Here is a 14,093-nt window from a genome sequence, read left to right as displayed (position 1 = left end):
TTAGCAATCGCTGCGACGTTTGCGACCGAACAATTTGGTCGCAACGGTCGTGACATTCAAATTTTGTCACCATCACTTAGCAAAAGGAGTGAAATCATGGGCAAAAAAAACAAAACAAAATCCGCAAAAGAATGTGCAGGTGTATTCCGTCTTCACGATCCAACCACTGGAACTGATGTCGTCTTGTTGCGTGTTGAGCGGACTGACAATCGCGGATTGTCAACGCATGTTCTTGAGATTGAACATTTTCTGAACAGGGTACGACTTAAAACAGAATTGCAAAAAATTGGTGCCGATTTTAATCGTTGTGATGTGGATGAGCTTATCGAAGCACTGCCAGAAAAAGCTGGCTTGCTCACAAAAAAAGTTGGTTGGCATCAGCTTGGCGATGATTGGGTTTACCTATTGTACGAGCCTATTACCGACTTGGGTGATGGTCGTCTGGCGTATCTAGATATGAGTAGTCTGCCTGATGTCGGCAATGGCCAGCTCGCTGGTGATTTAGACGAATGGGTAGAACACGTCGCAAGGCCGATGACGAAATCTAAGGTGAGCTTATTTGCATTATGTTCAGCCTTTGCAGGGCCATTGTTGAAGTTTTCGGGCCTGCAAGAAACCATGATCATAAATTTTGCTGCGAAATCCTCCACTGGCAAGACAACTATTGTGAAAGCCGCAGCGTCTGTATGGGGGAATCCAAATGATTTCCCGGGCTGGCGGCAAACTGAAACCCGTATCGACGAAACAGCGCTTGTCTACAACGACAATATTTATATTCTTGATGACTTGGAGACTAATACCGGAAGCCTCTCAAAAAGAATGGGAGATGCCTTTCAATTAATACATACCCTAACCGCTGGCAAACCGAAGGGAATATCCAAACTCGCTGCCGCTGAAGGTAGAAGTACTTATCAGACCATTGCGTTGTCTTCTAGCCCAAAGCCGATTACACAGGCTATTGCTGCAAAAAGAGAATTGCAGGATAGCGATCGCGTCAGGCTGTTGGATGTGCTCATTCCGGAAACCCCCTATGGCATCTGGGACCCTTCGATCGCGTTAAGAAAAAATGAGCCACCGTTAGACAGGCAACAAACAGAATACCTGTCTGCAAATGCTGCAAGATACCACGGAACAGCAGGTTGTAAATGGGTGAGATTTCTCATGCGGAACCACGACAAAATCGAACGACTGGTTGAGTTGTCTACCGAACGATTTATTCGGAAATGCGAGACAAATGAACCACGGAAAACCCGCATCGCTGCAAAGATTGCGTTGATTGAGTTTGCTGGATTGGTTGCGGTGGCTGTTAAACTTTTGCCTTGCACGAAACAAGACGTTCAACGTGCATGCAGGTGGGCGTACAAAGAGATAATCAAGTCCGCATTTGGCCATGAAGTTGAGTTCAAACACATTCAAAAATGTCTGATTGATGCGCGAAACGCGGAGTTGTTCGCAGCCTATGATGCAACGCAGGTCCGGACCAATACCAAGCTTAAACAGGAGGCTGGGTTCATAAACAAAAGCAATGGTCAACTAATCCTAACACCAAAGGCCTTCGACAGTCTTTTTGATGAATTATTGCCAGAAAATCAAAATGCTAGATACGCGCGCCAAGCCTTCATAAAAAAAGTTTTGGTTCAAAAAGGCATCTGCTGTTCAGGCAGCAATGGGGAAATCACGAAAAGCGTGAATATCAATGGAAGCGGTCAGCGACGCATAGTTTTGGATTTGTCCAAGTTGGATAAACAGCTAGAGGCGACAAAGCCCAATGACGGTGGCTCGACCAACAAAAGATCTGGTTCCCGTGAGGCGAGAAAAAAGAAGCGCAAAACCAGAAGCAAAAAGGCGCAATAGTTTAGAAGAAATTTTGAATTCTTTGTCACCTGAGGCTTGGTCTAAGTATCTGAATATAAACGATAAACTTGACAACTCTTCAGTTTTGTGCAATAATGAAGTGGCGTTGATGCAATGCATTGAAGCTAGCGGGCGGCCTTCGGGCCGCTCTTTTTGTTGGTAGTCATGCCAACTCGCGGCAGGCCTTTGAGCTGCCCCAAAACAATTCCCTTCACATACGGAGATATTTACCATGGCACAATCAGCCAGACAGATGCCGCTTGTCGATTCAAGTGATCAACCCGCAATAGTAGTTTTCCATAAGGATGGCACCGAGCCTGCCAGAGGCTCATGGTTTGCCGCAGACAACGCAATGGCCGCGAAAAAGGGCGCAAAGGCAGATGGCTTTCAAACGCTGGTCGTGAAGAGCAATGAAGCGCTTGCCCTGGCCAACCGTGTGCCAAAAGGACGTGTCTTTGAGCGCAGCGGCAAACTGTTCATGCCCCGCATCCAGAATACCGTATTTGAGCAACTCGCCAAGCTCGCGCCTAAAAAGCCCAAGACATCGCATTTACAGGTTGTGGATGGTAGTGCCGCTGAAGCTGGTGACGCAAAGGAGGCGCCAGCAAGTGAACGCAAGGCTGTGGATGGCCCTGTGCGTCCAAAGGGTGCGCCGCCACAGGACTGGTCCAAAATGGGTGTGGGCAGCCTGGTGCTGACCCGTGACATCGAGGAGGATGATGAAGCCTTTTATCTCGCTGTTGTCGTGGGCAAGGTCAATGCAACGACCTATACGCTCAAATGGCGCGATTACCCTGAGATCGACCCAATCACACGTGATGTGACCCAGTTGGCGTTGTTGCACCCAAAGGTTGATGTGACAGAGCTTGATTGGGAGATAGAATAATGCTGACCGCCAATGTGCGCATTCGCCAACTCAATGATGCGTTTAGATCCAATATGCAGGGTGGCCAGATCTTCATCACACCAGGCATTAGTGAGTTGCCAATTGATAGCCAGCTTGCCCTCCTTGAAAAGGTGAGGACATTCGATCAATTCGATGAAGATAATGATCCCCATAACGAGCATGACTTTGCGGCCATTGATATGCAGGGGGAGCGCTATTTTTGGAAAATCGATTATTACGATCCCAAACTGGAATGTGGCTCATCAGACCCGGCAGACCCCAGCCAAACCTGTCGCGTTTTAACAATCATGTGTGCGAATGAATATTAGAACAAAAGGGGATCAAAAATAAAAGTTGATCCCCGCACACACTGAAAGGTGTGGCGCACAAAGCCCCGCACATTTTGACAGAAAGTTTTAGGAACAGATTATGATTGAACAACTTGCAACTGCCGCAACGTTTGGCTTTGGTGCCAGCTTTGGACGTGACCTTTACCGTGCGGCCAAAAAGAATCCCATCATTTGGGCGATCATCGGCATCCTCATGATTGCGTTTGGGTGGCGCAATTTATATCTCGGTTTTGGTCGTGGACCACTTTACAAATTCTTTGTGACCTATCTTGGATCAGCAATTTTGATCATCCTTGGTACAGCCGGGTTTTTGGCTGTTGGGTTGTTGGCAATGGAGGATATGGGTGGCCTGCCGCTGTTGATTGCTCTTGGCCTTATTCTGGTTTCTACCATCGCGGGCAACATCTGGGGTATCAAAGACCGCAAGAAGCGTGTGCAAGCGGCACAAGTCGCACAACACAACAAAGAGTTTATGATTGAAGTTGGTCTAAGCGATAGTGACTTTGACAGTGAGCTTTTGCAGGACGCGGAAGGCAACCTTCTGAAGCTGATAGAGTACACCGACGACAAGATCGTGTTTTCGGTTTCGGGCAAGCGTGGTTATCGTGCCGCAATCAAGCTCGAGAATGGCCGTATGATTGATTACACGGGGGTTGTGAGGCTTTAGGGCGCTACCCCCCCCTCAAGCAGCAAGCGCCGTCGAAAAGGGCTTTATTGGGCGCTGGGGGGCATTTCATTTGGTGGTAGGCAGTTTTGAAGCGCGTGGTCGACGTGAATCTGAGGGCCCTTTTTCACTACACACTCCGCCGTTTGACCAATTGCCGAAGGTTGTGGCAACGGCGGTATTGGCCATTCGCTCAGCTGCATCTGCCGCCTCGAGTAGCTCTCAAGTTCTTTGGTAGCCGGCAATGTCCACCAGTGTTCCATACTCGTCAGGAGCACACCATTTTGGGGCGATTTTCATTCGTTTCAGTCCAAAAAACAGTGTCATGCTATTGGCTTAGATTTTCTCCCGCAATTAGTGCCATCATTAGAGCCTTTGCGAGATGGCTTCCACAGAACTGGACGTGATTTCATACTCGCTGTAATGCTGCTCACGATTGCTCAGCAAGATGGCGTAGAAGTTACCACGCGCTAATCCACCTAGGTGTCCTATAGCCCAGCTTCCCAACAGCTGATTTAATGCCACACTAAGAGCCCAGCGGACTAGGTATTGAGATCATAAGCCCTCGACCTGCATTCCATTTTCGGCCAACCACTCTTTTCGAGCCCTCCAATCGGGGAGGTGTTGCTCAACCTTTGTCCAGAACTTGGTTGAGTGGTTGGGATGATGTGCATGCGCCAATTCGTGGATGACGATGTACTGCGCAATCCTCGGCGGCAGCAGAATTGCTTTCCAGTGAAAGGATACTCTGCCACCTGATCCGAGTGAGCCCCACCGATAGCCTAGGTCCTGAACTTTGACTTCTTCGATGTTAACATCCATGCGATTAGAGCACTGAAGTGTTTGCTTCTCGAACCACGCTTGCGCCTTGCGAATATACCAAGAAACGAAAACTTCTCGCGCTCTATGTTTTGACGCCGATCTAAGGCAAAAGCGTCCATTCTTCAATGCCAGATCGATAAGCTGACTGTCGACCAAGCGAAGGCGATAACTTTTGCCAAGGTACAGGAACCCTTCGCCATCAACGAATTCTTTGACAGGAGCTCGCTGCTGAAGCCGCGCCTTTTCTTCTATCTTAGTGTGAACCCAAACCAGCTTCTCTTGAACGAAATCGGCCAAGTCACTGTCTGTTGCTTGAGGCGGCGCGAGAATCACTAGTTCGCCCGATCTTTCCACGGTTATCTGGAGGGTCTTTCTTCTATCGCTTCGTCTTATGTTGAACGATAGGCCATCTACGTTCAGATTTTGGTCGAAGAAGCGGACTGAGCGTCCCCCGGTTCGTATTGGTGAAAGCGGTAGGTTTGGCATCAGAATTGCCTCAAGGCTTCGTCATTGGCCTTGGCTTGTTGCATCAACTGTTCCGACAACCGCTCTGCGTTCAAAACACCGAGTCCCTCGATCTTTGCATCAACCAGTTTTTCAAAAATTTCAGATCGCAGATTTTCTTGATCAGCCATTTTGAAGGTGCTCCAGATTGAGCGATTAGCAACAACTTCTTCGACAATACGATCCACGATCTCTTGGGTCACACGTTGCATAGCCTGAAGATGTTCCACCGTAGTGTTTTCGCTCGCACCTACTTCTTCGAGAACGGTGCGAAGGAACGGGACATAAATCTCCGGTAAATCGAATTCAGTTTCGCCAGTTGATTGGGAATCAGACCTGAGTTCATCAATAATCGCCTGTAGTTGCTCTATGATTTCATCCCATTGATGGCCAAATCCATCCAAGATCTGATTAAGGCGCGCAGACATTTTCTTGAACCGAACGGGGTCGGTCTCAAGCTTCTTGCGGATGTGTGAGCGGATCGCGTGTTCCATCTCCGAAGCTTTTGCACGCGCACCGCTGGCCTGTCCCACTTGCTCTTCAAACTCGGCATCCGTGAGTTGAACAGGAGGAATCTTGGGATCGATACCCAACGAGATCACATGGTCATCAATCAGCTTTCGGACTTTAGCACCCACATCAGAACCGATGACGGCGACATCGCGGAACCTGTTCCGCGCGCGCGCCTGGATATAGGCAAGGCGCTTTGCATCCTTTACAAAGGGCAGACCTTCCGGCCTTGGAAGCACGATTTCCAAGGATTTGAGGAAGTCCTTCAGCTTCACTGTGAACTCGGCCCTGATCTTTTCAGTTGCTAGCACTTGTAGGCAGCTTTCGTCGTCCGACAGATCGTCCAAGCCCTCCCGCCGAAAAATGTCGACGACCCGAATGTGCCGATCTCGCAGAATAGGAATTTGGTCCGTAAGGCTGACTAGCGCCCCGTCAATGTCTTCATCCGAATAAACGGAAAGGGCCGACTTCAAGTGATGAGCGACGCCGAAATAGTCCACAACGATACCGCAGGTCTTACCAAAGCCCGTTCGATTTACACGCGCAATGGCCTGCAGCAGCTCGGCTTCACGGATCGATCGGTCAAGGTACATCACGCCCTCGATGGGCGCATCGAAGCCCGTCAAAAGCATTGATTTCACGATCAGAAACGCGAGAGGGTCCTCCTTAGTAGGGTCTTTATGAAACAAAGGTTTCTTAAACCGTTTGATACGGGTTTCCTGAGCTGAGCCCTCGGTCCACTGCTGCCAACTCGCATCGTCATTGTTGCCACCGGATATAATGGCCGCGAACTCGATCTTCTCTAGCATTTCGCGATATCGCCATGCCTGTACCAAAGCCTGTAGCTTTGTCGGTCTGATGCAAAGCTCCTCATCGTCCAAAGACTTGTCTTGGTCGGACAGAGCCGCGGCCTCTGCCAAGAGCTCGTCTCGCGCCTCAAGAAAAGCCGCATGATACCGAACTACCGCTGTGCGGCTGTAGGCGACGACCTGCGCTTTGTAGCCGTTTGGCAAGATGTTGGTCACGTAGTGCCGCAGCATGTCACGGGCCTTTTCCCCGATCAGCTCTTTAGCCTCTAAGATGTTGCCCTTAGTTGCGTACTTCTTGCGGATCGCTTCCAGTTCCTCGTCAGACCTGCCGAGAAACATATCCTCGAACAGGCCGTCCAAGGTGGCCCCGTCCTTCACGGCCCCCTCTGCGGTGCGACCCTCATAGAGCACCGGAACCGTCGCCCCATCCGCCTCAGCTTCCTTGATTGTGTACTGATCGATGAAATCGCCAAAAATCTCGGTGGAGCGCTTCTTCTCACCCATGATGATTGGCGTGCCGGTGAAACCAATCCGCGCACAGTTCGGCAACGATGCCAGCAAATTGGCATGGAGATCACCCGCCTGCGTGCGGTGCGCCTCATCCACAACGACCAGGATCGTGTCATCCTCGTTCAGCACATCAAAGGCGGGGCCCTTAGCGACTTCGGCAACGTCCTCATCTGTGCGGTACTTCTGGATCGTGGCAAAGACTAACCCCGGCCCCTTGCGACTGGCGAGCCGCTTCAAGGAACTGTTGCTGGTCGCCAGCTCCACCACATCACCGGACATCGTTGCTGTTTCAGACAGTTGTCGCTGCAGGTCCTTGCGGTCGGTGACCATGATCACCTTGAATTTCCGCAGGTCCAAATCCGTCCGCATCTTGCGGATCATGAACACCATGGTCAGGCTTTTGCCCGATCCTTGCGTGTGCCAGACAATGCCGCCGCGTCGGTCATATTCGCCATCTTGCAACCGTGTCTTCCCGGTCCGCAGACGCTCCAAGGCACGGTTGACGGCGCGGTATTGCTGATACCGGCAAACCGTTTTGATGGTCTGGCCGCCCACATTCATGAACAGCAAATAGTGGCGCAGGATATCCAGCAGATGCGCCGGGCGCAGCATGCCTGCGATCATGCGCTCTTGCTCGGACAGGCGGGTTTTGCCAAGCGCCGCCGCCACTTCATCTTCGTATCCTTTGCCATCCGGCCCCGCGACCGTTTTCCACCGCCCGTAATATTCCAACCCCGCGCCGATACAGCCCACTCGAGCCTCGTCAAAACTGGTGGCGATCAGCAACTGGACGGAGGCAAAGAGCGCAGGCGCGCCTTCATTCTCGTCCACCTCAAGCGCGGCCTTGCGGGCGTTGTGATAGCGGCGCAGTTGCTTGACCGCTTCGGCCAGCGGTTCTGGGATGCCGGGGCTTTTGGCTTCGACCACCACCACAGGGATCCCGTTCACCAGCATAACCAGATCGGGGATGATAAAGCCCTTGCCCACGTCATGGCCGGGCGGGCAATCGACGCGGAACTGATTGGACACGGTGAAGCTATTCGCCGCCACATCGTCCCAGGCGATGTAGCGGATGGTCTGGCCGCGCCCGCCGTCCCAACCAGGTAGGCCCTCGACCGTGAGGCCTTTGAGCAGCAATTTGGTGACCGCCTGATTGGCCTCCATCAGCCCGCGCTGGCCGTGGCGAGTGAGCGCGCTGACTGCCTCGGACAGGCGCGCATCGTCGAGCCAGGGTTTGCCATCAGGGCCGGGGTTGATGGCACGCAGGCGCTCGCGCAGTGTAGCCTCGGCGATGACATCTTTGAAGTTGCTTCGTCCGGTCAGGGCGGGGTCGTCCATATTGCCGGTTTGCGCCTGCCAGCCCATGGCGACACATTGGTCGATAAAGGGTTGTTCGACATCATCGAATTCATGCCCCATGTGCGGCCTCCCCGTCGAGCAGAGTCGTGACGGGTACCCGCCCAGTTAGCAAGTCGTCCATAAGGCCGGATTTTTGGAGGAGGAGCTTCGCAAGTTCTCTTTCCTCATTCACAACACGCTTTTCAAACGCTGAAACGCGCAGAGCTATCTCCTTCTGTTCATCGACCGGTGGTTGAAAGCTGTCAAAAGACCTGATCTGAGACTGAGAGATATTCTTCTGGCCACTGCTGCCGGACATAGACTTTTCAATCTGCCGGATCGTACTGTCGAAGGTCATTAGCAACGCCAAGAAGTCTTTTGTCATCTTCTTGTTAGGAACCAAGCGCAAAAGCTTGTCCGACAGCATCAGCTTTTCTTGTGTTTGCTTTACTTGAACCGTCTTTCCGACAAGTTCAGCAACGCCATTGGCACGCGTCAGGATCACATCGCCTTTTAGAACCTCAAGCGCGGGTCGCGGCTTAAGACCTAAAGGAAGCGTCTTTGATTGTTGATCATCAAAGACCCCTCGCGTCACCGCGCTGACTTTCAAGACGCCCCATTCACCCGCAGGTGGCGGTGTCTCGATACATGCAGGGCTCCATCCTGAATCAATGCTCGCTATCGCACTCCCCAGATTTGAATAGTCCCACTCCTTCGGGAGCCAGCCGAGTGGGGTTTCTTTGTAGAGGTGGGGGGCCTCGGTGTGTGGGGGGCGGAGGTCTCCGTTTGCGTCGATGCCGCGGGTCAGAAGGTCATGCAGCAGCCCCTGCTTCATCGCCTTCAACTTCGCCACCACCGCCTCCGTCCCCCGGATCGCCGCATCCAACGTGTCCAGTACCTCGGCGATTTTGGTGGCCTCATCTACATCGGGAAGCGGAAGGTCAATGTCACCGAACTCAGAACCAGAGATTTCGAGAAATGTGGTTCCAGAAGCGCGGCGGATAAGCTCGGGTTTAAGTTTCTCGACTAGGTGGTAGAGAAAATCAATATTGCGCGGATTGAACGGCACAATGGACTTGAAGCCCTGATTTGTCGCCATTGGCACAGTGTTCACTGCGCGCGCTCCTAAGGTAGCGCGGGATGTAATCAAGAGAGAATTCGGTGGGAGTAGGTTGGCCCCACTACCTGCCAATCCAGCTTGTGAAATCATCTCACTCGTTTCGCTAATTTCTTTCGTAGTCAGCGAGGTCAGTTCTCCCGGCGTGACCCATGGTATGCTTCCATCCCAAAGTGATGGCGCATCTCGCGAAGGCGTTCCGCCACCTACAACCGTGCCAACATCACGCATCTTTTTCTTCGGCCAATGCGCCGGTGTTTTGCTTAGGAAATCCGCGTATTCTGTAAGTGGCTCAGACATAACCCAGCCCCTTCAAGAACCCGGCCAGTTTCTCCGTCGCCACTGACCGTTCGCCCTCGATCTCGGTCAGGGTCACACGATACTTGTCCCACCAATTCTCAAATGCCACCACGATCTGGCCGCGCTGCGCGGCGATGTAGCGGGTCAGGATTTTCTGCATGTCATCGTGCAGAATTTTCAGCAGCAGTTCCGCCGCCTCCTCGGATGACAGCCCGTCAACGCCTGCGTTGATCTCATCAGTGAACTGCGCCTGCTTGGCCTTCAGCGTTTTCTTGACCTCGCTCAGCTTCTTCTTCCGCCGCTTGATCTGCGCCTCATCTACTGGCTCGGCATCGTCCTTTTCTTCCTCGCCCTCTTCTGGCTTGGCCGTCGCCGCCTTTACCTCTGCATCCAGTTCCGCCTTCCGCGCCTCAAGCTCTGCAATCTCGCGCACGAAATCGCCCATCAGAAAGGCGACCAGCTTGTGGTCCAGCGGGTTCTCTTTATTGCCCTTATCCTCCAGTGCCGTGACGATGGAGGTGCGCCACGCATCGATCACGCCCTTGGTGTCGCGCGCGATGAGGGTCAGAAAGTCAAACCGAGATTGGGTCCAAAACTGCGCGATGATGCCGCGCACGGTGAACGGGTCGAGCATGGCGAGGCTTTCTAGCGTGTCGGAAAAGCTGGAGAGCAGATCATCGCGCAAGGTGACCAACGCGGCGGGATCCTCGGCCCCGGCGAGGTTTATAATTCTGTCGCGGTACTCAGCCCACCAGGTGTCGAAGCAGTCTTTAATCTGCGCTTCACGTGCGATAAGGCCCGCATTGGTTTCAATGGCGGCCTTGAGGTCTGCCTTGGCGGTAAGGTTGGCGGCAAAGTCGAGGTATTTGTCATCGCGCGGCGTCAGCATGTCCATCGGGTCAAGCCCGTGGGATTGGAACAGGTTCGCCTTGGTCTCAACCTCGGCCTTCGGGATGCCGCCAACGAGGTGCGCACGCACGTCATGAGGTTCTGGTGGCGGTGCGTTGTCGGCATAGCGGCGAATATTGAGATTGAAGTCGTTTTTACGCAGAGTCTTCAAATCGACGATGGTCGAGAAACCGGGGATTTCGCGGTATTCTTCGAACGTGGTGACAATCTTTTCGACATGTTCCGGCAACAAATGGTTCTGCGCACGACCTTCGAAATATTCTCTGTCGGCGTTGATGAAGAGCACCTTGCCCTGCCGTTCGGCTGGCTTGCCCGAGACAAGGATCGCGCCATGGTGCATCCGCTGGCGCAGGACGATCACGCAGGCCGGAATGCCGGTGCCATAGAAGAGTTGCGGGCCTAGACCAATGACCGCCTCGATCTGGTCGTTTTCGATGATCTTCTGTCGGATTTTACCCTCGTCCCCACCACGGAAAAGAACGCCATGCGGCATTACAGTGGCGATCATGCCGCCATCGCGGGTGACGGCCAGCATGTGCTGGAGGAACATCAGGTCGGCTTTTTTGGAGCCAAGCGGCACCTCATGGAAAAAGCGTTCTCGAAACTTGGGCTGCCATGTGTATTCGCCTGAGCGGTCTTTATCTTTGGAGCCCCAGTTGATCGAGAACGGTGGGTTGGTGAGGATCCGATCGAAGCGACGCAGTTCGCCATCCTCGACATGCTGAGGTTCACCCAAAGTGTCCTCGTTCCTTAGGTCGGCGCTGTCGATGCCATGAAGCAGCATGTTCATCTTAGCGATCGACCAGACGGTGCCAGCAGCTTCTTGACCAAAGAGATTAGCCTTACGCCCGTCCTGACCATGTTCGTCGATGTAATCTTTGGCGGCGATAAGCATGCCGCCGGACCCGCAGCAGGGATCGTAGATGTCGTGTTCGAGCGTCGGCTTTAGCAACCGCACCATCATCCTGACGACCGAACGCGGCGTGTAAAATTCGCCACCCTTCTTACCTGCCGAGTCCGCGAACTCGCCAATCAAATATTCATAGGCCGCGCCGAGAAGATCAGGAAACTCAAAATCCTCGTTGCGTAGACGAATTTCACCGAAGTGATTGATGAGCTGGCGCAGCTTCTGGTCGCTGATCTTGCTCTGTCCTACCTTTTTGGTGAAATCAATGTGGTCAAGCACGCCTTCGAGCGCGATGTTTTCGGCCTCAATGCCGCCCAGGGCTTTGTTAAGCTTGTCGCCGATATTCTCGTGTGCTTCGTCAACCAGGTGACCAAAGCGCGACTGCGGCGGAACCCAGAACGTGCCGCTACGCCCGTACCAAACCTTACTTTCCGCCTCTTCGGCGGCACGCTCGGGAGCCACGCCGCCCGCGATACGTTTTTGCACCACCTCCAAGCGGGCCTGTTCGAACACGTCTGAACAGCGCTTCAGGAATAGCATTCCAAAAATGTATTCTTTGAATTCCGAGGCATCCATCTTGCCGCGAAGGATGTCTGCAGCGCTAAAAAGGTGGCGTTCCAATTGGTTAAGTGTAAGTGGCATATGACCGTTTGCTGTTGGTTTTAGCACAGTTGTGCAGCAAACCTTCGAAAGAGACAAGCCGATTCGGATATTGTATCGCGTCAGTATTACACTTTACATCGGTTGAGTTCTACCATCAGCAGTCTTTTGAATGTCTTCTTCCGCAGTCGCTCCTTACTAACGTTGCACTGACATTAATGACCTCAGGCAGCCATTTTAGTCACTAACCCATCAATCGCTTTAAGAAGCACCCCACCCACCTGAAACACGTCACCTCAAAGTACACCTTAGCGTGACACAGCAATGTTGCAGTCAAAGTTGTAACATCTGGGTTGACATCGACTATTTGTGACTTGCTAGCCTCAAGCCTAAAACCCTGAGGTGACACATGGCGAAGTTTGGCTATGCCCGAGTGAGCACGCTTGAGCAAGATCTGGAAATTCAACATGAACGGTTAAAGAAAGAAGGCTGTACCCTAATCCGTTCAGAAAAGGTATCTGGTGGCAGTCGAGACCACCGCACCGAGCTAGCAACCATTCTAGATTTTTTGCGTCCTGGGGATGAGTTGGTCGTAACCCGCCTTGATCGATTAGGTCGCGACACCCGAGACGTTTTAAACATCATTCATGAATGTGAGCAAAAAACGGCGTTTGTAACAGTGCTTGATCCATATGTGTCAACTAAAGGTGAAATGGGTCAAATCGTTATGACGGTGCTTGGCATGGTTGCTCAGATGGAGCGTCGTTTTATCAAAGAGCGACAACGTGAAGGCATTGAACGTGCCAAGCAGCAAGGCAAATATAAAGGTGGAAAACGGCGTATTGATCGTGAAGCGGTTTGGCGAATGAAGAACGGCGGATATGGTCCTAGTGCCATTGCGCGTGAACTTGGTTGTTCAAGAATGCAGGTCTATCGGGTGCTGGGTGAAGATACGAACTCGGGAAACGCGCCGTGAAAGTTCCACGCTCACGCCAATCGTCTTATCAGATTTACATACACACAAATGACCGCTTTCAGCCCACATTGGACATCCGGTCTTATGGAGGCAATCGGAGTTTCGGCCAAAGCGGTAATCCACAGAAGTAGGCCATGCTGCGAAGCAGCTTCTCGAAAGTGGACATACTTAGTTTTCCGCATTTTCTGATCAACCTCGTGGTCAACTTTTATGTTTGCAGTATTGACGGCATGCCTTATCGTTAACCTACTAGTTGTTGAACCGGTTGAGATTACAAATGGTAGACACCGCGCGTTGGTTGAACCAGAACTTTGCAGGCTGGAAAAACCTCACAGCCCAAGAAAAGAGAGCCATAAGAGACTTTCCAGTCCTGTGGTCGATTTTTGAACTTCGAGCAACTGGTCGGAATGGTCAGCGACCCAATGCATCTCCACCACGGATTTGCCATGCTGTTGAAGGTTTAGAAACTGATTTGAACTCAGTAGTGTTCCAGCAGGCTAAGAAATACTTCTCGAACCGCTATTTCCACGCTGGCAATCCGACATATGCTTTCGACCAGTTGCGAGTTCAGCAGTGTTTTCTAAGGAGGGTTCACGCTGCGCTTTTGGATGAAGATGCGAATACTACAGACGTTTTGATTGGATTATTGCTAATCGTAAATCGTTTGAGGAACAACTTTCTGCATGGCGAAAAAGCTGCGTATGCCTTTGCCGATCAGCTCGACAACTTCAGGCATGCCAATGCTGTATTGATGTCTGCAATTCCACTTTGGGATGTGCCTTGATCGGCCCTACTACGACATTCGAATTTGGAATACTATCGACACTTCCGGCCCAAAACTGCCGTTCATTGTGTTAGATGATTTGCGACGTTTCTATTCCTATGCAATCATCCAATCATCCAATCATCCAATCATCCAATCATCCAATCATCCAATCATCCAATAGTTCCTAGATTTCGATTTGCTTTACCGGTGTATTGCTGGATTTCCCGATCTCGCTTTTTTTAGTTGCACTGAAGGTGCAATTGGGTGGAAA

Annotated in this window: 10 protein-coding genes; 6 read left to right on the top strand and 4 right to left on the bottom strand. The window is 51.9% G+C overall.

Annotation, left to right across the window (positions count from 1 at the left end):
* Positions 1–96 precede the first annotated feature (96 nt).
* The 4 genes from ATL17_RS06310 (at position 97) to ATL17_RS06295 (ending at position 3,757) form a co-directional block, all read left to right on the top strand.
* Entirely contained in the window at positions 97–1,854 is a 1,758-nt protein-coding gene (locus tag ATL17_RS06310) for a DUF927 domain-containing protein (RefSeq protein WP_133571895.1), read from the top strand.
* A 232-nt stretch (positions 1,855–2,086) separates the two neighbouring features.
* Positions 2,087–2,740, top strand: a complete 654-nt coding sequence (locus ATL17_RS06305; RefSeq protein WP_133571894.1) for a hypothetical protein — start codon at positions 2,087–2,089, stop codon at positions 2,738–2,740.
* Positions 2,740–3,069 (top strand): DUF3768 domain-containing protein, encoded by a 330-nt coding sequence (locus ATL17_RS06300; RefSeq protein ID WP_133571893.1) that lies wholly within the window; start codon positions 2,740–2,742, stop codon positions 3,067–3,069. The genes ATL17_RS06305 and ATL17_RS06300 overlap by 1 nt, the downstream gene beginning before the upstream one ends.
* 100 nt (positions 3,070–3,169) lie before the next feature.
* On the top strand, positions 3,170–3,757 hold the full coding sequence (locus ATL17_RS06295) for a hypothetical protein (RefSeq protein ID WP_133571892.1): 588 nt from the start codon (positions 3,170–3,172) through the stop codon (positions 3,755–3,757).
* Positions 3,758–4,309: 552 nt separating this feature from the next.
* Here the strand turns inward: ATL17_RS06295 and ATL17_RS06290 are convergent.
* The 4 genes from ATL17_RS06290 to ATL17_RS06275 are packed head-to-tail and all read right to left on the bottom strand — an operon-like array spanning position 4,310 to position 12,122.
* On the bottom strand, positions 4,310–5,062 hold the full coding sequence (locus tag ATL17_RS06290) for a M48 family metallopeptidase (protein ID WP_133571891.1): 753 nt from the start codon (positions 5,060–5,062) through the stop codon (positions 4,310–4,312).
* A complete protein-coding gene (locus ATL17_RS06285) occupies positions 5,062–8,328 on the bottom strand; it encodes a type I restriction endonuclease subunit R (RefSeq protein ID WP_133571890.1) in 3,267 nt (1,088 codons plus the stop codon). The genes ATL17_RS06290 and ATL17_RS06285 overlap by 1 nt, the downstream gene beginning before the upstream one ends.
* Positions 8,318–9,664, bottom strand: coding sequence for a restriction endonuclease subunit S (locus tag ATL17_RS06280; RefSeq protein WP_133571889.1), 1,347 nt, complete (start codon positions 9,662–9,664; stop codon positions 8,318–8,320). The genes ATL17_RS06285 and ATL17_RS06280 overlap by 11 nt, the downstream gene beginning before the upstream one ends.
* Positions 9,657–12,122 (bottom strand): type I restriction-modification system subunit M, encoded by a 2,466-nt coding sequence (locus ATL17_RS06275; RefSeq protein WP_133571888.1) that lies wholly within the window; start codon positions 12,120–12,122, stop codon positions 9,657–9,659. Before ATL17_RS06275 ends, ATL17_RS06280 begins: the two co-directional genes overlap by 8 nt.
* Before the next feature lie 367 nt (positions 12,123–12,489).
* On the opposite strand from ATL17_RS06275, the gene ATL17_RS06270 reads away from it, so the two are divergent.
* Positions 12,490–13,056, top strand: coding sequence for a recombinase family protein (locus tag ATL17_RS06270; RefSeq protein WP_133571887.1), 567 nt, complete (start codon positions 12,490–12,492; stop codon positions 13,054–13,056).
* A gap of 277 nt (positions 13,057–13,333) precedes the next feature.
* Positions 13,334–13,840, top strand: coding sequence for a hypothetical protein (locus tag ATL17_RS06265; RefSeq protein WP_133571886.1), 507 nt, complete (start codon positions 13,334–13,336; stop codon positions 13,838–13,840).
* The last annotated feature ends 253 nt before the right edge of the window (positions 13,841–14,093 follow it).

This window comes from Maritalea mobilis (genome assembly GCF_004363175.1).
Classification (GTDB): Bacteria; Pseudomonadota; Alphaproteobacteria; order Rhizobiales; family Devosiaceae; genus Maritalea; species Maritalea mobilis.
The sequence above is the reverse complement of the archived record's forward strand: the minus strand, read 5'-3'. Positions and strand labels throughout refer to the sequence as shown.